This window comes from Sphingomonas sp. OV641, from assembly GCF_900109205.1.
In the GTDB taxonomy this organism is placed as follows: Bacteria; Pseudomonadota; Alphaproteobacteria; order Sphingomonadales; family Sphingomonadaceae; genus Sphingomonas.
The window spans coordinates 1,804,179-1,823,875 of the sequence record NZ_FNZB01000001.1 but is presented as its reverse complement, the minus strand read 5'-3'; the positions used below and the strand labels follow the sequence as shown (position 1 = coordinate 1,823,875).

At 66.3% G+C, this 19,697-nt stretch carries 21 protein-coding genes; 14 read left to right on the top strand and 7 right to left on the bottom strand.

The features are described from left to right. Positions 1-7: 7 nt before the first annotated feature. The gene (locus BMX36_RS08710; RefSeq protein ID WP_093065416.1) at positions 8-781 is read right to left on the bottom strand and encodes an arginyltransferase; all 774 of its coding nucleotides are present in this window, start codon (positions 779-781) and stop codon (positions 8-10) included. A 194-nt stretch (positions 782-975) separates the two neighbouring features. After that, positions 976-2,223 carry a threonine ammonia-lyase gene (locus BMX36_RS08705; RefSeq protein ID WP_093064524.1) on the bottom strand — a complete coding sequence of 416 codons (1,248 nt, stop codon included), beginning with the start codon at positions 2,221-2,223 and terminating at the stop codon, positions 976-978. A 172-nt stretch (positions 2,224-2,395) separates the two neighbouring features. Between BMX36_RS08705 and BMX36_RS08700 the strand changes: the two genes are divergently transcribed. Together BMX36_RS08700 and BMX36_RS08695 are read left to right on the top strand one after the other, a co-directional pair. Continuing rightward, on the top strand, positions 2,396-3,235 hold the full coding sequence (locus BMX36_RS08700) for an NAD(P)-dependent oxidoreductase (protein ID WP_093064522.1): 840 nt from the start codon (positions 2,396-2,398) through the stop codon (positions 3,233-3,235). Further along, complete coding sequence (locus BMX36_RS08695; RefSeq protein ID WP_093064521.1) at positions 3,232-4,935, top strand: amidohydrolase; 1,704 nt, start codon at positions 3,232-3,234, stop codon at positions 4,933-4,935. Before BMX36_RS08700 ends, BMX36_RS08695 begins: the two co-directional genes overlap by 4 nt. 226 nt (positions 4,936-5,161) lie before the next feature. On the opposite strand, the gene BMX36_RS08690 is transcribed toward BMX36_RS08695, so the two are convergent. Next, positions 5,162-5,506, bottom strand: a complete 345-nt coding sequence (locus tag BMX36_RS08690) for a hypothetical protein (protein ID WP_066780529.1) — start codon at positions 5,504-5,506, stop codon at positions 5,162-5,164. A gap of 176 nt (positions 5,507-5,682) precedes the next feature. Between BMX36_RS08690 and uvrC the strand changes: the two genes are divergently transcribed. Both uvrC and BMX36_RS08680 read left to right on the top strand, forming a co-directional pair. Beyond that, positions 5,683-7,602, top strand: coding sequence for an excinuclease ABC subunit UvrC (gene uvrC, locus BMX36_RS08685; RefSeq protein ID WP_093064519.1), 1,920 nt, complete (start codon positions 5,683-5,685; stop codon positions 7,600-7,602). Positions 7,603-7,651: 49 nt separating this feature from the next. Further along, positions 7,652-7,843, top strand: coding sequence for a hypothetical protein (locus BMX36_RS08680; RefSeq protein WP_066780526.1), 192 nt, complete (start codon positions 7,652-7,654; stop codon positions 7,841-7,843). A gap of 113 nt (positions 7,844-7,956) precedes the next feature. On the opposite strand, the gene radC is transcribed toward BMX36_RS08680, so the two are convergent. Beyond that, entirely contained in the window at positions 7,957-8,649 is a 693-nt protein-coding gene (gene radC, locus BMX36_RS08675; RefSeq protein WP_093064517.1) for a RadC family protein, read from the bottom strand. Positions 8,650-8,894: 245 nt separating this feature from the next. Between radC and BMX36_RS08670 the strand changes: the two genes are divergently transcribed. From BMX36_RS08670 to BMX36_RS08625, 10 genes are all read left to right on the top strand, one after another. After that, positions 8,895-12,029, top strand: a complete 3,135-nt coding sequence (locus BMX36_RS08670) for a YdbH domain-containing protein (protein ID WP_256210707.1) — start codon at positions 8,895-8,897, stop codon at positions 12,027-12,029. Further along, entirely contained in the window at positions 12,026-12,235 is a 210-nt protein-coding gene (locus tag BMX36_RS08665) for a YnbE family lipoprotein (RefSeq protein WP_066777079.1), read from the top strand. Before BMX36_RS08670 ends, BMX36_RS08665 begins: the two co-directional genes overlap by 4 nt. Positions 12,236-12,237: 2 nt before the next feature. Further along, a complete protein-coding gene (locus BMX36_RS08660; protein WP_066777077.1) occupies positions 12,238-12,618 on the top strand; it encodes a YdbL family probable chaperone protein in 381 nt (126 codons plus the stop codon). A gap of 297 nt (positions 12,619-12,915) precedes the next feature. Next, entirely contained in the window at positions 12,916-13,233 is a 318-nt protein-coding gene (locus tag BMX36_RS08655) for an AtpZ/AtpI family protein (protein WP_066777074.1), read from the top strand. A gap of 28 nt (positions 13,234-13,261) precedes the next feature. Then, the gene (locus tag BMX36_RS08650) at positions 13,262-14,050 is read left to right on the top strand and encodes a F0F1 ATP synthase subunit A (protein ID WP_066777072.1); all 789 of its coding nucleotides are present in this window, start codon (positions 13,262-13,264) and stop codon (positions 14,048-14,050) included. A 50-nt stretch (positions 14,051-14,100) separates the two neighbouring features. Further along, positions 14,101-14,328, top strand: a complete 228-nt coding sequence (locus BMX36_RS08645; protein WP_046409264.1) for a F0F1 ATP synthase subunit C — start codon at positions 14,101-14,103, stop codon at positions 14,326-14,328. Between the two features lie 107 nt (positions 14,329-14,435). Continuing rightward, a complete protein-coding gene (locus BMX36_RS08640) occupies positions 14,436-14,930 on the top strand; it encodes a F0F1 ATP synthase subunit B family protein (RefSeq protein WP_093064515.1) in 495 nt (164 codons plus the stop codon). Further along, positions 14,923-15,570 (top strand): F0F1 ATP synthase subunit B family protein, encoded by a 648-nt coding sequence (locus BMX36_RS08635; protein ID WP_093064514.1) that lies wholly within the window; start codon positions 14,923-14,925, stop codon positions 15,568-15,570. Before BMX36_RS08640 ends, BMX36_RS08635 begins: the two co-directional genes overlap by 8 nt. Before the next feature lie 210 nt (positions 15,571-15,780). After that, positions 15,781-16,443 carry a TIGR02117 family protein gene (locus tag BMX36_RS08630; RefSeq protein WP_256210706.1) on the top strand — a complete coding sequence of 221 codons (663 nt, stop codon included), beginning with the start codon at positions 15,781-15,783 and terminating at the stop codon, positions 16,441-16,443. Between the two features lie 62 nt (positions 16,444-16,505). After that, entirely contained in the window at positions 16,506-17,810 is a 1,305-nt protein-coding gene (locus BMX36_RS08625) for a sugar MFS transporter (RefSeq protein ID WP_066777059.1), read from the top strand. A 40-nt stretch (positions 17,811-17,850) separates the two neighbouring features. On the opposite strand, the gene BMX36_RS08620 is transcribed toward BMX36_RS08625, so the two are convergent. The 3 genes from BMX36_RS08620 to secF form a co-directional block, all read right to left on the bottom strand. After that, positions 17,851-18,192 carry a TfoX/Sxy family protein gene (locus BMX36_RS08620; RefSeq protein WP_093064510.1) on the bottom strand — a complete coding sequence of 114 codons (342 nt, stop codon included), beginning with the start codon at positions 18,190-18,192 and terminating at the stop codon, positions 17,851-17,853. A gap of 125 nt (positions 18,193-18,317) precedes the next feature. After that, positions 18,318-18,692, bottom strand: a complete 375-nt coding sequence (locus BMX36_RS08615) for an Mth938-like domain-containing protein (protein ID WP_371262837.1) — start codon at positions 18,690-18,692, stop codon at positions 18,318-18,320. Between the two features lie 7 nt (positions 18,693-18,699). Next, positions 18,700-19,671, bottom strand: coding sequence for a protein translocase subunit SecF (gene secF / locus BMX36_RS08610; RefSeq protein WP_093064506.1), 972 nt, complete (start codon positions 19,669-19,671; stop codon positions 18,700-18,702). Between the last annotated feature and the right edge of the window lie 26 nt (positions 19,672-19,697).

Sequence of the window (19,697 nt, the reverse complement as noted above, 5' to 3'; positions counted from 1 at the left end):
GGCGCGTTCAGGCGAGCTCGCTCGTCTCGATCGCGGGGGCGAGGTCCTCATCGGCCATCAGCGTCCAGCCCTGCGGCCCCAGTTTTTCAAGTGGACGATAGCGGGTTTTGTACGCCATGCGCGCCGCGCCTTTCACCCAATAGCCAAGATAGACATAGGGCAGGCCGGCCGCGCGGGCGCGCAGGATGTGATCAAGGATGATGAGATTGCCGAGGCCTGATCGCGCGCCGGGCTCCGCATCGAAGAAGCTGTAGATCATCGACAGCCCGTCCGCCTGACGGTCGGTCAGGCACGCGCCGATCAGGCGGCCCGGACGGTCGCCGACGGCCGGTTCACGATATTCGACCACCACCGAATTGACCGGCGAATGCTCGACCATGTCGGCATAATCCTGCTCCTCCATGCCCGCCATGCCGCCGCTGGGATGGCGATGGGAAAGATAGCGGCGCAGCAGCTGGAACTGCTCCTCCGTGGCCCATGGCCGACAGGCGGTGATTTCCAGATCGTCGTTGCGGCGGACCAGCTTGCGCTGCGAGCTATTGGACTCGAACTCGTTGGTTACGACCCGGACGGACACGCAGGCGGTGCAGCCGACGCAGGAGGGACGATAGGCGACCGACTGGCTGCGGCGAAAGCCGATGCGGCCGAGCGCATCGTTCAGTTCAATGGCATGCGGACCGGATAGTTCGGTGAATACCTTCCGTTCCTGCCGCCCGGGCAGATACGGGCAGGGCGCCGGACTGGTCACGAAAAAACGCGGAAAACGAAAAGGCGCAGTCACCGCCGGCACATCCCCAGACCGACGCGCTGGTTGATCGCGTCCCCGTCACGAATATGGATCCTGACGTGATGGCTGAAAAGCCGCCGCCACGATGTTGCATGCGGTTTTCGGAGGCAGAGGCCTAGCCAGAAATTTCCACCTGGCCGGTTTGACCCGAATTGGGGCAAACCGGCTGCCCGATCAGGCAAGCTTGATCAGGCGAGCTCGATCAGGCTCACCTTGTAGCCCGCGGTATCTAGCGCGGAGAGCAGGCGATCGAGATGCGCGCGATCCCGCGTTTCGCACTCCACGTCCAGGCTCAGTCCCTTCGCCGGAAGGTTGGTGAAGATCCGCTGATGCGCGAGCTCGAGGATGTTGACCCGCTCCTGATCGAAGATGCGGGCGACATTGTAGAGCGCGCCGGGCTGATCCTGCAGGCGGATGCGCAGCCGAGCAAGACGGCCGGATCGGGCAAGATCGCGCAGCAGCACGTTGGCGAGGAGCCGGGTATCGATATTGCCGCCGCAAAGGACGATGCCCACCGTTTTGCCGGCGAACCGCTCCTTGTTGGCCAGCACCGCCGCAAGGCCCGCCGCGCCGGCGCCTTCAACCACGGTCTTCTCGATCTGGAGCAGCAGGCTGACCGATTCCTCCAAGCTCCGTTCGGTGACGAGCACGATGTCGTCGACCAGCGCTTCCACCATCTGCGCGGTAAGGCCGCCAGGCTGCTTCACCGCGATACCTTCCGCCAGCGTATCGCCAGCGCAGGGCAGGTCGGTATGCCGCAGCTTGTTGTACATGGAGGGGAACAGCTCAGCCTGGACGCCGATCACTTCGATTGGGTGATCGGCCGCCCGCGCCACGGTCGACATGCCGGAAATGAGCCCGCCGCCGCCGATCGGAACCACCAAAGTGTCGATCGCCGGCACCTCGTCCAGCATCTCGATCGCCACCGTGCCCTGGCCCGCGATCACGCGCGGATCATCGAACGGGTGGACGAAGGTATAGCCGCGCTCCGCCTCCAGCACGCGGGCATGGGCGTAAGCCTCGTCGAAAGTCGCGCCGTGAAGCACGACACTGGCGCCGTGGCCCTCGGTCTGCACCACCTTCACCGTCGGGGTGGTGGTAGGCATCACAATCGTGGCCGGCACGCCCAGCCTGTTGGCGTGATAGGCGAGGCCCTGCGCATGATTGCCGGCGGAGGCGGCAATGACGCCGCGCGCCTTGGCCTCCGCGTCGAGCAGCAGCAGCGTATTCAGCGCGCCACGCTCCTTGTACGCGGCGGTGAACTGCAGGTTTTCGAACTTCAGATAGATGGTCGCGCCGGCCAGCGTGGACAGCGTCTTGCTGACCAGCGTCGGCGTGCGCACGATCGAATCGCGGATTCGGGCGTGGGCGGCACGGACGTCCTCGATCGAGACGGGGAGAGTTTCGGTTGTCGTCGGTTGTGCCGCAGTCGCCATAAGCCAAGGTCCCAAGCCGCTCGCACCGAGGCTGTCGAACGGCTGTCTGTTCTTCGGCGAAGAAGGGCAGGGCTTCGACGGCTCGGCCCGAACGGGATCACTGATCCAGGTTCGATGCCGCGTCCTAGGAGCATCTGGCGCCGCGTGCAAACTGCCCCTATCCGCTTGGGTTATGAAGATCGCATTCATCGGCACTGGCGTGATGGGCGCCCCCATGGCCGGGCATCTCGCGCGGGCTGGCCATCACGTGACCGTTTACAATCGAACCCGTGCAAAAGCGGAGGCGACCGGCCTTCCCGTGGCGGATACGCCGGCGGAGGCGGCGCGCGGGGCGGATGCCGTGGTGACGTGCGTCGGCAATGATGCGGACCTTGCCGAGGTGACGTTCGGCGATGACGGTGCCTTTGCCGCGATGCGCGATGACGCCGTCTTCATCGACCACACCACGGTTTCAGCGGACATCGCCCGGCGCTTGGCCGAAAGCCGCGCATTGGCGGTGGATGCGCCGGTGTCGGGCGGACAGGCGGGCGCCGAGAAGGGCCAGCTGTCGATCATGTGCGGCGGCAGCGCGGACGCGATGGCCAAGGCGCAGCCGGTGATGGAGGCCTATGCCGCGCGCATCGTCCATGTCGGCGGCGCCGGCGCCGGCCAGCAGACCAAGATGGTGAACCAGATCTGCATCGCCGGCGTGCTCCAGGGCTTGTCCGAAGCGTTGCGCTTCGCACAGGCGAGCAAGCTCGATCTCGACAAGGTCTTCGAGGCGATTTCCGGCGGCGCGGCGCAAAGCTGGCAGATGGTGAACCGCTGGCCGACCATGGCGAAGGACGAGTTCAACTTCGGTTTCGCGATCGACTGGATGCGCAAGGATCTGGGCCTCGCGCTCGACGAAGCGAAGCGGAACGGATCGGTGCTGCCGGTGGCGGCGCTGGTGGATCAATTCTACGCCGAGGTGCAGAAGATGGAGGGTGGCCGCCAGGATACCAGCGCGCTGGTGCGGAGGCTGCCGCGATGAAGCGCGCCTTCCTCCTCGCCACCGCGCTCCTCGCCTCGCCGGCCACCGCGGATGGCATTGTCGACAACGTCAACGGTCTGGCGCCGACCGCGGACGGCCGGGTGATCCGCTTCAAGGCGGTGCTGATCGATCAGGCTGGCAAGGTCACGCGGCTGGTGCCCCCGGGTGAGGAGCCGCCGAAGCTCAGTCGCCGCGAATTGAAGAAAAATGCCGGCAAGCCGCTCTACGATTGGCGGATCGACATGGGCGGCAAGACGCTGCTGCCCGGGTTCATCGATGCCCATGGCCATGTCATGGGCCTGGGCTTCGGCGCGCTGTCGCTGGACCTGTCCGGCGCCCGTTCGCTGAACGAGGCCAAGGCGATGATCATCGCCTATGTTCAGGCGAATCCCGATCGCAAGTGGATCACCGGGCGCGGCTGGAACCAGGAGGCGTGGGGCCTCGGGCGCTTTCCCACTGCGGCGGACCTGGACGATGTCGCTCCCGGCCATGCGGTGTGGCTGGAGCGGGCGGATGGCCATGCCGGCTGGGCGAACAGCATGGCAATGCGCGAGGCGGGTGTGACGGCCGCGACCGCTGCCCCGCCGGGTGGCCGGATCGAAAAGGCCGGCAATGCGCCGGCGGGCGTTTTCGTCGACGCCGCCATGCAGCTGATCGAACGCGCGGTGCCGCAGCCGCTGCCCAAGGAGCGCGACGCGGCTTTCCTGGAGGCGCAGCAGAAGCTGCTGTCGAACGGCATCACTGCGGTGGCCGATATGGGCACGACTATCGATGACTGGCTCAGCTATCGCCGCATGGCCGACATTGGCGCGCTGCGGGTGCGCATCATGAGCTACGGTGCGGGCGTGGAGACGGCGAGCCGGATCGGCGGCAAGGGGCCGACGCCATGGCTTTACGATGATCGGCTGCGCATGGGCGGGGTGAAGATCTACCTTGACGGCGCGCTCGGCTCGCGCGGCGCGGCGCTTAAGGCGCCTTATGCCGATGCGCCGGGCGAAAGGGGCCTGAGCTTCCTTTCAGACACCCAGCTGCAGAACCAGATGAGCCGTGCGGCGATGGATAACTTCCAGCTCGCCGTTCATGCGATCGGCGACAAGGCCAATGCCCAGGTGCTCGATGCCATTCAGGTGCTGAGCGCGACCTATACCGGCGATCGCCGCTGGCGGATCGAACATGCGCAGGTGTTCGATCCGGCGGATCTCAAGAGCGTCGGGCAGTTCGGCACGATCGCCTCGATGCAGCCGACGCACCAGACGGGCGATCGCACCATGGCGGAGGCGCGGCTAGGGCCGGCGCGGCTGGCGGGTGCCTATGCGTGGAAATCGGTGCTGGCGAACGGCGGCAAGCTCGCCTTCGGCTCCGACTTTCCGGTCGAGAAGCCCGATCCATGGGACGGCTGGGCAGCCGCGTTCACGCGCCAGGATGCAAAGGGGCAACCGCCGGGCGGGTGGCGTCCGGAAGAGGCGGTATCGCGCGAACAGGCCTGGTGGGCGTTCACCGGCGGCGCTGCCTATGCGGGCTTCGCGGAGCAGAAGTTTGGCAATCTGGCGCCTGGCCAGAAGGCGGACTTCATCATCGTCGATCGGGATCCGCTGACGGCAGATCCGGCGGCGCTGCGCGGCACGCGCGTGGAGCAGACGTGGATCGGCGGGGTGAAGGCGTTCGACCGGAATGGCGGCGTAAAGGCGCCCGGCAAGTAAGATCGTCATGCAGGGCTTGTCCCGGCATTCCCCGTGCCGCAGACCTTAAGCTGTCGGTCCTGCGAAACGGTGGATCCCGGCACAAGGCCGGGATGACGTAGCTTGTGACGCGACCGAAAAGATTTGCAGAGGTCCCGCACGACCGGGAAACGCCTGCGCTCATCATCCGCCGTTCGTGCCGAGATGTCGGATGCGAGCTTCGACAGGCTCGGCTCGCCCGCAGGAACTAAGCCGACGGCTCGCTCCGCAGGTCACCACGGTTTGCCGAAAAGCCCGGAGCCGGGCCGGTAGCCGGGCGCAGCGCCTCACGTTCCGATGCGGGCACCGGCGCAGTGGGATCGGGGCGGAAATGGTCCACGGCGCGGTCGTGCGGTCCCGGGTGCTTGTCGCCCTCCAGATCCGGCACCTTGTGCCCGTCCTGAGGCGCGAAGAAGCGGTCGAACAGGCCGAAGTGGATCGCGCTGGCAAGGCCCGTTGCGATCGCGCCGATCGCCGTCGCCGTGCCGATGACGACGTTGCGTTGGGTGTGATCGGCCTTGAAGCGGCCGCTGCTGTCGCGTTTCTGGGTCATGCCCGCTCAACACGCGCAAAGGCCAGCGCGTTCCCACCAGTCGCCGTTCGTTCCGATCGAAGTCGAGGAACAAGCCTCCAATCACCCTCTGCGGACCTTCCCCTGACTATGCTCGGGACCAACGGAGAAGGCAGGACATTCAAATATCGGCCGCCAGGCCCTAGATCGCGCGCACGATGCAAGGTTCCTACGGCCCCCCCGACCGGTTCAACGAAGAAAAAGCCACGTTCGCGATCCGCGGCAGCGACCAGCCCGATCTGGAGGCGGGCGTGGCGGCGATCCGGAATGTCGTTCGCACGCTGCCGCTGAAGCCCGGCGTGTACCGGATGCAGGATGCCAAGGGCGACGTGCTCTACGTGGGCAAGGCGCGCGCGCTGAAGAGCCGGGTGACCAATTACACGCAGGTCAAGAACCTGTCGAAGCGGCTTCAGCGCATGGTGTCGCAGACCCGGTCGATGACGATCGTCACCACCAACAACGAGGCGGAGGCGCTGCTGCTCGAGGCGCAGCTGATCAAGCGTTACCGCCCGCCCTACAACGTTCTCCTTCGCGATGATAAGTCGTTCCCGTTCATCCTGTTACGGCAGGACCATGATTATCCGCGCATCCAGAAGCATCGCGGCGCGCGCCGCGCCAAGGGCGATTATTACGGCCCCTTTGCCAGCGCCGGCAGCGTCAACAATACGCTGAACGCGCTGCAAAAGCTGTTCCTGCTCAGGAGCTGCACCGACGGTTTCTTCAAGACGCGTGATCGGCCGTGCCTGCTGTACCAGATCAAGCGCTGCTCGGCGCCTTGCGTCGGCCGCATCGACAAGGCGGGCTATGACGAGCTGGTGGCGGATTCGAAGAAGTTTCTCGCCGGCAAGACCACCGACGTGCAGGCAAAGCTCGGCGCGCAGATGCAGGCGGCGGCGGAGGCGATGGACTTCGAACTGGCCGCGATCCTGCGCGACCGGCTGCGCGCGCTCACCTTCATTCAGGGTACGCAGTTCATCAACGCCGAAGGGGTGGGGGACGCGGACATCTTCGCGCTCGCCAGCCATGAAGGCGTGATCGGCATCCAGGCCTTCTTCATCCGTGGCGGGCAGAATTGGGGCCATCGCAGCTTCTTCCCCGCGCATACCGCAGAGGTGAGCGAGGAGGAGGTGCTGACCCTGTTCCTGACGCAATTCTATGAGGAAGTGCCACCCCCGCGCACGGTGCTGGTGGATCGGGCGTTGCCCGACGTGGAGGTGCTGATGGAAGCGCTGACGACGCTCGCGGGGCGCAAGGTCGCGATCGAGGTGCCGCAGCGCGGCACGCGCAAGCGGCTGATGGAGCAGGCCTGCCGCAACGCCAAGGAAGCGCTGGAGCGGCGGCTGGCGGAAAGCACCACTCAGGCGAAGCTCAACCGCGAGGTCGCCGACCTGTTCGAACTTGCCGAGCCGCCGCAGCGGATCGAGGTGTACGACAACAGCCACATCCAGGGCAGCAATGCGGTCGGCGCGATGGTCGTCGCCGGACCGGAGGGCTTCCGCAAGGGCCAGTATCGCAAGTTCAACATCAAGCAGGCGGCGACCGACGACGATTTCGCGATGATGCGCGAAGTGCTCACCCGCCGCTTCGCCCGCGCCATGGAGGAGGATCCCGATCGCGACGGCGACACCTGGCCCGATCTCGTCCTGCTCGACGGCGGGCGGGGGCAGCTGAACGCCGCCAAGGCGGTGCTGGAGGATCTCGGCATCGAGGACGTGTGCCTGGTCGGCGTCGCCAAGGGCCCGCATCACGGCCGCGAGGGGCGGGAGGTGTTTCACCTGATGGACGGGCGCGAGCTGACGCTGCCCGTCAATTCGCCCGTGCTATTCTACCTCCAGCGGCTGCGCGACGAGGTCCACCGCTTCGTCATCGGCGCGCATCGGGAGAAGCGCGCCAAGGCGATCGGGGCGAGCCCGCTCGACGAGGTGCCCGGCATCGGCCCGGCACGCAAGAAGGCGCTGCTGATGCACTTCGGCACCGCACGTGCGGTACGCAACGCCAGTCTTGCCGATTTGCAAAAGGCACCCGGCGTCAGCGCGGGCGTCGCGCAGCAGGTGTACGATTTCTATCACGCGAAATGACCGGAACGGGCCGGTCGGCCCGACCGTTGATGCGTGAAAGGAGACGATCATGCCCAATCCCCCGCTCAACCCCGCCCAGACCGATCCGCTTGCCAAGACCGATGAAGACGGCAACCCGCTCGACGAGGATGCCAAGCTCGATATCGCGCTCGAAGGCTCGATGATGACCTCAGAACCGCCGCAGATGGCGGAACCGAAGACCGCGGCGGAGGAAAAAGCGGAAAAGAACGCGCAGCGTTGAGCCGAGCATTTCGTCACCCCGGCCATGTGCCGGGGTCCAGCCATCCGCGAAATCAATGGCGCGAGGCGCGCGAAACCGTGATGCCGGGATAGGCCCGGGATGACGAGGTGGCGCTACATCAGCCCCTTCGCCCGCAGGCTCACATGCCCGCTGGTTCCGACGATCAGATGGTCGTGCACCGCTATGCCAAGCCCTTTGCCCGCATCGACAATCGCCTTGGTTACCTCGATATCCGCCCGGCTCGGCGAGGGATCGCCCGAGGGGTGATTGTGCACCAGGATGATCGCTGCCGAACCCAGGTCGATGGCCCGCCGGATCACCTCGCGCACGTGCACCTGCGCCTGGTCGATCGAGCCTTCGCTCATCACCTCGTCACGGATCAGCATGTTTCGGCTGTTGAGATGCAGCACCCGCACCCGCTCGATCACGTGATGCGCCATGTCGGCGCGCAGGTAATCGAGCAGGGCCTGCCAATTGCCCAGCACCGGACGCGCCGCCACCTCCGCCTGCACCAGCCGGATCGCCGCAGCCTGGGCGATCTTTATCGCCGCCGCACTCGTTTCGCCCATGCCGGAGACGCGCATCAGCGCCTCGGCATCGGCGGTCAGCAGACCCCCGATCCCGCCGAACTCGAGCAGCAATGCCTTGGCGAGCGGCTTGGTGTCGCGGCGCGGGATGGCCAGGGCCAGCAGATATTCGATGAGCTCATGATCGAGCAGCGCCTCGCCACCACCCCGCAGCAAGCGCTCCCGCAGCCGCGCGCGATGGCCGTGATTGTCGGTGGCGGCGGGATCGCTGTCGGCCATGCGGCTTAGGCTAGGCGGGGAGGGTGGCGGGTGCAATCAGCTCTTGGGCCTCGTCATCCCGGCCTCGCTCCGGAACCGAACTCTCCACCGGCGCTGTCGCTCGCGCCCGTGCTCGAGGGTGCAACAATTGAAATCACGCGTGCGCGATGACGGGACAAGTCCGGCGTGACGACGGGGGGTGAGGCTTCCAACCACTGCGCTTCCTCCTTAGAGAGACCGCTCTTTCGCGCACCGGAAGGAGCAAGGTGACAGCCGCACAGGAGGACCGGAGCCCACGCCGCCGCCGCCTCGCGCGTGTGCTGCTGATCCTGGCGCTGCTCATCATCGCTGCCCTGCTAGCCCTGTGGTCTGCCCGTGTGCCGATCGCCAGCCGATTTATTGACCGCAGTCTGGCTGCCAGCGGCGTTCCCGCACGTTACGCAATCGAGGATCTCGGCTTTCAGCGCCAGCGACTGACGAACGTGGTGATCGGCGATCCCGCCAACCCCGATCTCGTCGCCGATTGGGTCGAGACGCGCCTTTCGATCGCCGGTCGCCCGCGTGTCACGGCGGTGCGCGCCGGCCGCGTGCGGCTGCGCGGCGCGCTGGTCGACGGGAAAGTCTCGCTCGGCGCACTCGATCGGCTGCTGCCGGCACCGTCGGGGAAGCCCTTCGCGCTCCCGGCGATCGACCTGTCCGTGAACGATGCGCGCATGCGCCTCACCACGCCGTTAGGCGTCGTCGGCCTGCGCCTTTCGGGCCGGGGCCGGCTCGATGATGGCTTCCGCGGCACGCTCGCGGCGGTCAGCGGCGACCTGTCTGTTGGCAGCTGCACCACCCGCCGCCCAACCGCCTTTCTGAAGCTTACGGTGCGCGATGCCGCCCCGCGGATCGCCGGCCCCGTTCGCCTCGCCGCGCTCGCTTGCGGTGACACCCGCGTCGCCCGTCCCGAAGCGCGCATCGACGTCGCGCTGAGCCCGGCGCTGGACCAATGGCAGGGGTCGGCTGCGCTGCAGACGGCGGCGGTCGTCGCGCCTGGGGCGAGGCTGGCGGCGCTCGGCGGGCGGATCGGGTTCGAAGGGTCGGCCAAGCGCACTCAAGGCGAGGCGCAACTGCGCGGCGAGAGAATGGCAGCGAGCGGTATAGGCGCCAAGACGCTCGCCTTTTCCGGCACCTGGCGGGTCGCCGCCGGACGTGCACTGGCCGCGGGGCGGGTCGACGCCAGCGACATGGCTGTGTCGGCGCCCGCCCGTGCCCGCGTGGTCAGCGCAGCGGCAAGCGCAGCGGGCACGCCGCTGGAGCCGCTCGCCGGCGCTGCCGCCACGGCGCTGGCGCAAGCGGCGGAGCGGTTCGATCTGGGCGCCGACCTCGCGCTCGGCACCGCCGGCGACCGCCCGCTCATAACAATGCGCAGCGCGACGGTGCGGGCCGCAACAGGCGCCTCCGCCAGCTTCGGCGAGGGTGCCGGACTGATTCTGGGTGAGCGGGGCGGATTTCGCGCCGATGGCACGCTGCGCTTCGGCGGCGGCGGGCTACCCACCGGCCGTATCGCACTCACCCAGTCACACCCCGGTGGCCAGGTCGAGGGCACTGCGACGATCGCCCGCTACGCAGCGAAGGGCGCAAGTCTTGCGCTGACCCCCATGCGCTTCACCGCCACTCCCGCGGGGAGCGTGCGGCTCGCCACCGTCGCGACGCTATCGGGTCCGCTGAGCGGTGGCGCGATCGACACGATGCGCCTGCCGCTCACCCTGCGTGTAGATAATGGTCGGGTGTCGGCGAACTCGACCTGCGTTCCGGCGAGCGTCCACAGGCTGACACTCTCGGGCCTGGCACTGGCGAATACGGCAGTGACCCTCTGCCCGATCGATGGCGCCATGTTCAGCTTCGATCGTGGCCGGATCGGCGGCGGCGTCCGCGCCGCCGGCGTCAAGCTGGACGGTACGCTGGGCGGATCGCCACTCGCTCTCGCCAGTCGCAGCGTGGAGTGGCGCCATGCCGCCGCTGCCTTTGCACTCGGCGATGTCACCGCCCGGATCGGCCGACCGGCCAGCGTAACCCGCCTCGACTTCGCCAGCCTGGACGGCCGTGTCGCGCGGGGCGCGATCGCCGGCACCTTCGCGGGCGGTGCTGGGCAGATCGGCAACGTGCCGTTGCTCCTTTCCGACGCCGCTGGCGATTGGCGTTTTCAAGGTGGCGCGCTCACACTCGGTGGCGCACTTGCGGTGAACGACGCGGCGGACAGCCCGCGCTTCAACACGCTGGCGGCGCGTGCCGTGGCGCTCACCCTCGCCGGGAATGCGATCACCGCCAAGGGCACGCTCTACGAACCCGCCAAGAGCGTGAAGGTCGCCGATGTCACCATTCGCCACGCGCTTGCCAGCGGGGAAGGCGCCGCGCACCTCGCCGTTCCCGGCATCACCTTCGGCGATGGTTTCCAGCCTGAGGAGCTCACGCGGCTCACGTTCGGCGTCATCGCTGACGTGAAGGGCCGTGTCGCCGGGAAGGGCGATATCGCCTGGTCGCCAAGAGGGGTTACCTCTACTGGCACCTTCGGCACCGAAAAGCTCGATCTCGCCGCCGCCTTCGGCCCGGTCACCGGCGTCAAGGGCGAGGTGCGCTTCACCGACCTGCTGGGCCTCGAATCCGCTCCCAACCAGATTGCCACGGTCGCGGAGATCAATCCCGGCGTCGCCGTCACCGACGGTCGGATCGAGTACCAGCTGCTCCGCGACCTGAAGATTCGCGTCAACGGCGGCCGCTGGCCCTTTGCGGGTGGCACGCTGACGCTTCAGCCGACCCTGCTCGACTTCTCATCGCCGCAGGAACGCCGCATGACCTTTCGCGTCGACGGTGCCGAGGCGCGCCAGTTCCTCACGCAGTTCGACTTCAAGAACCTCGACGCGACCGGCGTGTTCGATGGCGAGCTGCCGATGGTGTTCGATCAATCGGGAGGCCGGATCGAGAATGGCACGCTCGTCGTGCGCGAAGGCGGCGGCAGCCTCGCCTATCTCGGCGAGTTGACGGAAAAGGATCTTGGCACCTGGGGCAACATCGCCTTCCAGGCGCTCCGCTCACTGCGCTACCGCAACCTGCAGATCGTCATGAACGGGCCGCTCGCCGGCGAGATGGTGACCGAGGTGCGCTTCGCCGGCGTCAGCCAGGGGGAGGGGGCCAAGTCCAACTTCCTCGTCCGCCGCCTCCAGAAGCTGCCGTTCGTGTTCAACGTCCGCATCAAGGCACCCTTCCGCGGCCTGATCGATTCGGCCGCCAGCTTCTATGATCCCAAGCGCCTGATCGACCGCAACCTGCCCGCGTTGCTCGAGGAACAGAACAAGCGCGCCTCACCGCCAACCATTCAGCCGCCCGCAAGCGATATTATGCCAGGAGCGAAACATTGACGAAGCATCAGGGGCGCACGACGTTGGTGGTGATGATGAAGAGGCTGGCGATCGGACTGGGTGTGGTGACAGGCGGATGCGTCAACGTCGCCGCGCCGGACAAGCCGATCGTGATCAACCTCAACATCAGCGTCACGCAGGAAGTGGTGTATCGCCTCGACAACGAGGCCAAGTCGCTGATCAAGCAGAACCCGGGGATCTTTTGACGATGCGTACGAAAACGATGGTGATGGCAGCTGCGGCGATAGCGCTGACGGGCGTGTCGGCCGCCGCGTTCGCGCAGCGTGATCCGGCCTATGCCGCCGCGCGTGCCGCGGGGCAGGTGGGCGAGCAGCCGGACGGCTATCTCGGCGTGGTGGGGGCCGGCTCGGCGGACCTGCGCGCGCTGGTCAACGCGATCAACATTCAGCGCAAGGCGGCCTATACGCAAAAGGCGCAGGCGTCGGGCGCGACCGTGGAGCAATTGGCCTTCACCAGCGGCTGCAATCTTATCCAGCAGACGGCGTCCGGAGAAAAGTATCGCACCCCGTCGGGGGAATGGGCGACTCGCGGTGCCGGCGCGCCGACTCGCGACCCGCGGTGCGTTTGATTTCCATCAGTCAGAGCGCCTGTTAACGCCGTCGCGGGCATGCCGGCTAGGCGCCGGCATCTCGCCTGTTCCACAGTCGCGCCTGGCGAGTTGAAGGCGCGCCGAACACCGGCACAAGCCCGGAAGGAGTGGGCCACCGCCGCGACGCTCGCGAAGCCTTTCCCATGTTTCGGCAACATGAACACGAGGTTGCGGGAGTGTTGACACCCCCCGACCCCCCGGCTAACCGAGCCGTGCCTTGGCGGGCTCGCCACTTGGCTTCCTTGCGCCTGCCCAAAAACACTGGGGGATGCTTGGATGGCAGAAAACGAGCCCGGACCAGACACCCTCGGCACCGATGCACGTCTCACCTCGCTCGATGAGCGGCTGAAGGCGGCGCAAGCGGACGAGGCGCACCGGACAGGGGCGGGCAAGGCGGAATCCGACGGCGGTTATCGCCTCGGAAACCGCGTCTTGGCCGAACTGATCGGCGGGATGGTCGGCGGCGCGCTGATCGGTTGGGTGATCGACCGATTCGCGGGCACGCAGCCCTGGGGTCTGCTCGTGATGCTCGCCCTCGGGACGATCGTCGCGTTCAGAAACATCATTCGGATTTCTAGCCAGCGCCCGAAGTAATCGGGCGCTTTCGTTAAGGGAAACAGGCGTGGCGGAAGGCGGCGGCAAGATCGATCCGATGCACCAGTTCCTGGTTGAGCCGTTGTTCGGCACCCAGGACTGGCAGATTGCCGGCTACAACATCGCCTTCACCAATTCGGCGATGTGGATGGCGGTGGCTGCGGTGGGCTTGATTGCCTTCATGGCGCTCGGCACCAAGGGCAAGCTTATCCCCACCCGTGGTCAGGTGATGGTCGAAAGCGTGGTCCGCTTCATCGACAACATGCTGGCATCGAATATCGGGCCGGAGGGAAAGCGTTACGTTCCCTACGTCTTCTCGCTGTTCATGTTCATCCTGTTCGCCAACGTCCTTGGCCTCCTGCCGCTGGGTGTGGTCGGCGTTCATCCGTTCACCTTCACCAGCCATTTCACCATCACCGGCATTCTCGCGATCCTCTCGTTCGCGATCGTTCTGGTGGTTGGCTTCTGGCGTCACGGCCTGCACTTCTTCAGCCTCTTCGTGCCGCATGGCACGCCCTGGTGGCTGCTGCCGGTCATCCCGCTGATCGAGTTCGTCTCGTTCATGGTGCGCCCGTTCAGCCTTGGTCTGCGACTGTTCGTCGCGATGACGGCCGGCCACGTGCTGCTGAAGGTGCTGGCGGGCTTCGTGATCAACGCTGGCAATGCCGGTGCCGGAATCGGCCTGCTGGTCGGTATTCCCTCCTTCGGCCTGATGGTCGGCATCTCCGCGCTGGAGCTGCTGGTCGCCGGGATCCAGGCCTATGTCTTCGCGCTGTTGACCTCGCTCTACCTGAACGACGCGGTCAATCTGCACTAAGTCTCGTATTGTTCAATCCAACCTTTTGATTTTGATAGGGAGTTACTGAAATGGACGCAGAAGCCGCAAAGCTGCTCGGCGCCGGTCTGGCCGCTGTGGGTGCGGGCCTCGCCTCGCTCGGTGTGGGCAACGTCTTCGGCAAGTTCCTCGAGGGCGCGCTGCGCAACCCGGGTGCGGCCGACGCACAGCAGGGCCGTCTCTTCATCGGTTTCGCCGGTGCCGAGCTTCTCGGTCTGCTCTCGTTCGTTGTCGCGATGATCCTGGTTTTCGTCGCCTAACACGATACGGATCCTCCGCCGTTCGCGCGGCCCCGGCCCATTCCGCCCCGCGTGGTGCGGTGTTCGGGCCGGCAAGGTGCGAACGGACGGGAGGTTAAGGGTTCAAGATGCCTCAGATCTCCCAACTTGCCGCAACCTGGGCGTCCCAGCTGTTCTGGCTGGTCGTCACCTTCGGTGCCGTGTTCTTCATCGTGGGTCGCGGCATGCTGCCCAAGGTGCAGAAGACGATCGATGCGCGCGATCACTCGATCGCTGCGGATCTTGCTGCCGCTTCCGCGGCGCGCGACCAAGCCGACAAGGTTGAGGCGGACTGGCGCGTGCGCGACCAGGCCAATCGCGAGAAGGCTCAGGCGCTCGTCGCGGAGGCACGCCAGCGTGCTGCCAAGGCAAGCGAAGAGACGCTGAACGCTGCTGGCCAGCAGCAGGCTGATCGGATTGCGGCGGCTGAGGCGGATATCAAGGCAGCCACGCAGCGCGCGCTCGACGAGATCGAGGCGGTTGCGGCGGAAGCCACGCAGGACATCGTGGCGCGCGTTTCGGGCGTGCAGGTGTCGGCGGACGAAGCAAGGGGCGCTGTGAAAGCGGCGATGGCACATGGCTGAGTTCATCATCCTGACTGCCGCGGCTGGCGGCTCTGCCCAGGTGGCGCAGAACCTCGCGCATGCCGCAGAGGCAGAAGGCATGAGCGCCGAAGGCACCGAGGCGCTGAGCACCAGCGTCGCGGAGGGCGGGCCGGACCACCATGTCGATCCGGAGCTGCTTGGTCTGAACGGCACCGTCTGGGTGTCGCTGGCGATGATCGTGCTGTTCGCGATCCTAATCTGGAAGAAGGTGCCGGCACTGATCGTCGGCGGGCTGGATCGTCAGATTGCCGACATCCGCCGCCAGCTCCACGAAGCCAAGACGCTTCGCGCCGAGGCTGAAGCGCTTCGTGATGAATATGCGCGCAAGATCGCCGACGCGGAGAAGACCGCCGGCGAGATGGCCGCGCAGGCCAATCACGAGGCCGAAGTGATCATTGCCAAGGCGAAGTCGGATGCCGACGAGCTGGTGATGCGCCGTGCGAAGATGGCCGAGGACAAGATCGCCGCTGCCGAGCGCGCCGCGCTGGCAGAGGTTCGTGCGAAGACGGCTGCCGCGGCTGCCAGCGCTGCCGCGGCATTGATTGCCGAACGTCACGGCGCCGATGCGGACCGGACTTTGATCAACCGCACCATCGCGGGGATCGGCCGCCCGAACTGAGCTTCTGGTCACTGCGAGAACATCGAGGCCGCGCCCACCGGGACGCGGCCTTTTTGCTGAGCGGCCTTCCGGGAAGGATCGTGCTTGCCCGGCCCCGAAATCGCGCTGATTTCTCGAGGCAGAAGTACCTTCGGCAGGACGAAACCTCTGCGAAACTTCCATCGCCATGCCGTCATGGCTCCGGAGCCATCCCGCTGCTACGCTAAGACGGTGCGCCGTTCCCGCTTTCTCGACATCGCCGCAACCTTTCTCAGCCTCATCGCTGCCTATCCGATCACCGGGTGGATCGTTGGCGCAATCCCCTCGAACAAGGCCTGGAGCGAGCCGGAGCAAGGCGTGACGTTGTTCGTGGAGTCGAACGGCATTCATGTCGGACTCGTCATGCCCAAGCGAGCGGCTGGCGTTGACTGGCGGCCGATCTTCCCCGGCAGTGACCTGAGGGATGGCCGCTATGCCGGCCATGATCATATTGCCGTTGGCTGGGGCGAGCGGGACTTTTATCTTGAAACGCCGACCTGGGCCGATCTCAGGTTCCGCACGGTGCTGGCTGCGGCTTGGGGCAGCAATGACACGCTGGTGCATGTCGATCACGTGCCGGCGCCGGCGTCGGACCGGACGGTGCGCCGCCTGATCGTCCGCCCGGCCGAATATCGCCGTCTTGCTGCCTATGTTCAGGCATCGCTAGTCCGGGGCGGCAGGCGCTACCTCGGCTACTTCGGCAATGACGCCTTTTATCAAGCACAAGGCCGCTATACGGCGTTCCACACCTGCAATGCGTGGATCGGTGATGCGCTGCGCTACGCCGGGATCAGGACGGGTGTCTGGACCCCGTTTCCCGCTACCGTGCAATGGTGGTACGCGCGCCACGCCTGACGCGTTGCCCCGCGAGCTTTTCGAGGTAAACGCTTATGCGTTCTCGAAAAGGGATTTTCTTGATGGCATTTGCCCAGGGCGCGACCAACGCCAACAACGCGGCTCAGGAAACGGCAGGAGCGGACGGCACCTATGTCGATGCGCCCGATCTGCGATGGTTCGTGTTCGCGCTGTTCTTCATCTTCGGCGGCATCACCAGCCTGAACGATATCGTGATGCCGAAGCTGCAGGAGCTCTTCACCCTCAGCCACGCCCAGGCAAATCTGGTCAATTCCGCGTTCTTCCTGGCGTATCTGCTGTTTTCGCTTCCGGCCGCGGCGGTAGTTCGGCGGGCAGGATATATGCGCACCGCGACGCTCGGCCTGGTCCTGATGACCGTCGGCTGCCTGCTCTTCATCCCGGCGTCGAGCTCTGCCACCTTTGCCATGTTCCTGCTGGCATTGTTCGTGCTGGGCGCTGGGATCACGGTGGTCCAGGTCGTTGCGAATCCGCTGATTTCACTGCTGGGGCCACCTCGCACAGCGCACAGCCGCCTGACCTTCGCCCAGGCGTTCAATTCGCTTGGCACCACCATTTTCCCGCGCGTCGGCTCCACGCTGATCCTCGGCAGCCTCGCCGGCGTCAGTGCGGCGACGCTCAGCGGCCCGGCGCTCGACGCCTATCGGATCGAGGCCTCGCGGGCGATCGTCCACACCTATATCGGCCTTGCAGTGGCGTTGCTCGTCATCGCCGGAGTGGTCTGGACACGCCGTAACCGGCTTCAGGAGGAGCAGGACCAAACCGGCTCGATCTTCCATGCGCTGACGTTGCTTTCGCGCCCGCGCTTCGCCTTCGGCGTCGCCTGCATCTTCCTGTATGTCGGCGCGGAGGTGGCGATCGGGTCGAACCTGGTGGTCTATCTGGCGCAGCCGACCGTGTGGAACGTCCCGCTTGAGACTGCGGGCAATTACGTCCCCTTCTATTGGGGTGGCGCCTTGCTGGGCCGCTTCATCGGCTCCGGCATCCTGCGCGTCGTTTCGCCGGGTAAGGTGCTGGCGACGGCAGGGGCTGCGGCAATTGCGCTGATCCTGTTCTCGGCGAACATGGGCGGTGTGGCGGCCGGCTGGGCCTTGATCGCGGTCGGGCTTGCGAACTCGATCATGTTCCCGACCATCTTCAGCCTCGCTTCGGAAGGGCTGGGGAAACGCGCTGCCGAGGGTTCGGGCGTGATCGCGACCGCCATCGTCGGCGGCGCTGTGGTCCCGCCGCTCTATGGCTCGCTCGCCGATGCCTCCGGCAGCCTGGCGTTCGCCCTGGTGCTGCCGGTGATCTGCTACGCCGTGATCGCCGGCTTCGGCATCTTCGCCCGCCGGCCTGCGGCAGCCTGACGCACGGCGCCCCTCCTCCGGACGGGGGGTGGGGCGCTCGCTACGCCGACTTGGCCTTGCGAGGCGCCCGCTTCTTGGTAGCCGGCAGCTCCGCCGCGGTGACCTCGACCAGCGCCGCCAGCAGGTCGCGATCGTCCCAAAGCTCGAGATCGATCAGCAGGCAAGCCTTGGCTCCAGGATACGGCGCTGCTTCCATGCACTCCTGCACTAAAGCCCGCCCACCCGGCGTTGGTTTGATGAAGAGCTGCCCGTCGCAGATCAGCGCCACCAGCTTGCCGGCGCAATAAAGGCCATATTCGCCGAACATCGGCTTCGCAGTGACATCACCGGCCCCGGACAGCTGATCAACGATAAAAGATACGGTCCCCTTGTCGGTCGCCATCGCCTCTTTCTCCCTCAGTCTGGGGGTAGGGCTATTGGCGGGGCGGGGGAAGGGACTGGCTCTAGTCGGGGGCAAGCCGTCCTTCGGACGCTTTCGCTATGCGAAGAGCCAGTGGGCGGCCGCTCTCAGCCGCCAAGCGGATAGAGCGCTGCGGCTATCTGCCGCCCTTCGCTGCGCAGCACGCCCCACGCCTTGGCGGCGGCGCGGCTGTCCATCGCCTCCACCCCGATACCGCGCGCTTCAAGAGCATTCACCAGCGCGCGTGGCGGGCGGGCGAGGGTGGCGCCGGTACCGATCAGAATGAACTCCGGCGCAGGGGTCAGGATAGCCGCGAGCGCTGCCTCGTCCAGATCCGACAGGGCGGGCGGCGTCCAGGTCTGCGCCTCGCTCACGGTCATCAGCACCGCATCGAGCACCGTCGCATCGTCCAGGCGAAAGCCGGTGCGCGTGAAACCGCGAACGACCGGTCCGCCGGCATCGCGATCGCGGTTGATCTTCACGGCCGCGTCACTCCCCGCGGGGTACGATCCGCTCGGCATTGTCGATGCCGCCGCGGGTGACCTTCTCCGGCGCCGGGTTTGCGCGCAGGCCAAGGGTGATGAGCAGCGAGGATGAAACATAGATCGACGAATAGGTGCCGACCACGATGCCCAGGATCATCGCCGCGGTGAAGCCGCGCAGCACATGGCCGCCCAGGAACAGCAGCGCGCCCAGCGCCAGCAGAATGGTGACGGAGGTCATCACCGTGCGCGGCAGCGTTTCGTTGACCGACAGGTTCACGATCTCGCGCATGTCCATCTTGCGATAGCGGCGCATGTTCTCGCGGATGCGATCGTCGATGACGATCTTGTCGTTGATCGAATAGCCGATGATGGTCAGCACCGCGGCCACGATGTTCAGGTCGAATTCGAACTGCGTCAGCGCGAAGAAACCCAGCGTCATCAGCAGGTCGTGCACGATCGCTGCGATGGTGGAAACGCCGAACTGCCATTCGAAGCGAACGATCGCGAACAGGCCGATGCCCAGCACGGCCAGCACCACGGCGAGCACGCCGTTGCGGATCAGCTCGCCCGAGACCTTGCCGGAAATGGTGGAATAACGGTTGAACGTCGCGCCCGGGAACGCCTGGGAGATGGCCGTCTCCACCTTCTTCACGGCGGCGTTGGTTGCGCCCTCGTCCGCGCCCTCCTGAACGGGGAGGCGAATGGTGAGGGTGCGCGGATCGCCGAACTGCTGGAGCGACGCTTCGCCCAGCCCCTGCGCATCTACCACCTCGCGTAGGCGATCGAGATCCGGCGGCGATGCGAACCGTTCCTCGATCATCAGCCCGCCTTCGAAGTCGACGCCGAAGTTCAGGCCTTTGGCGAAGGTGATCCCGATGGCGAGCACCGACAGGATCAGCGTGAGCCCGAACGCCCAGCCGCGCAGCCGGACGAAATCGATGTTGGTATGGTCAGGGACGAGTTTCAGCAGGCGCATGGCAATCTTCCGTCATTCCCGCCGCG

Bases quoted from the DNA above. Each gene is read 5' to 3' on its own strand.
- radC (WP_093064517.1), bottom strand. From the start codon at position 8,649: ATGGCCGACAGCGATCCCGCCGCCACCGACAATCACGGCCATCGCGCG.
- secF (WP_093064506.1), bottom strand. From the start codon at position 19,671: ATGCGCCTGCTGAAACTCGTCCCTGACCATACCAACATCGATTTCGTC.
- BMX36_RS08705 (WP_093064524.1), bottom strand. From the start codon at position 2,223: ATGGCGACTGCGGCACAACCGACGACAACCGAAACTCTCCCCGTCTCG.
- BMX36_RS08660 (WP_066777077.1), top strand. From the start codon at position 12,238: ATGCGTACGAAAACGATGGTGATGGCAGCTGCGGCGATAGCGCTGACG.
- BMX36_RS08700 (WP_093064522.1), top strand. From the start codon at position 2,396: ATGAAGATCGCATTCATCGGCACTGGCGTGATGGGCGCCCCCATGGCC.
- BMX36_RS08625 (WP_066777059.1), top strand. From the start codon at position 16,506: ATGGCATTTGCCCAGGGCGCGACCAACGCCAACAACGCGGCTCAGGAA.
- BMX36_RS08695 (WP_093064521.1), top strand. From the start codon at position 3,232: ATGAAGCGCGCCTTCCTCCTCGCCACCGCGCTCCTCGCCTCGCCGGCC.
- BMX36_RS08680 (WP_066780526.1), top strand. From the start codon at position 7,652: ATGCCCAATCCCCCGCTCAACCCCGCCCAGACCGATCCGCTTGCCAAG.
- BMX36_RS08645 (WP_046409264.1), top strand. From the start codon at position 14,101: ATGGACGCAGAAGCCGCAAAGCTGCTCGGCGCCGGTCTGGCCGCTGTG.
- BMX36_RS08635 (WP_093064514.1), top strand. From the start codon at position 14,923: ATGGCTGAGTTCATCATCCTGACTGCCGCGGCTGGCGGCTCTGCCCAG.
- uvrC (WP_093064519.1), top strand. From the start codon at position 5,683: ATGCAAGGTTCCTACGGCCCCCCCGACCGGTTCAACGAAGAAAAAGCC.
- BMX36_RS08640 (WP_093064515.1), top strand. From the start codon at position 14,436: ATGCCTCAGATCTCCCAACTTGCCGCAACCTGGGCGTCCCAGCTGTTC.
- BMX36_RS08690 (WP_066780529.1), bottom strand. From the start codon at position 5,506: ATGACCCAGAAACGCGACAGCAGCGGCCGCTTCAAGGCCGATCACACC.
- BMX36_RS08620 (WP_093064510.1), bottom strand. From the start codon at position 18,192: ATGGCGACCGACAAGGGGACCGTATCTTTTATCGTTGATCAGCTGTCC.
- BMX36_RS08655 (WP_066777074.1), top strand. From the start codon at position 12,916: ATGGCAGAAAACGAGCCCGGACCAGACACCCTCGGCACCGATGCACGT.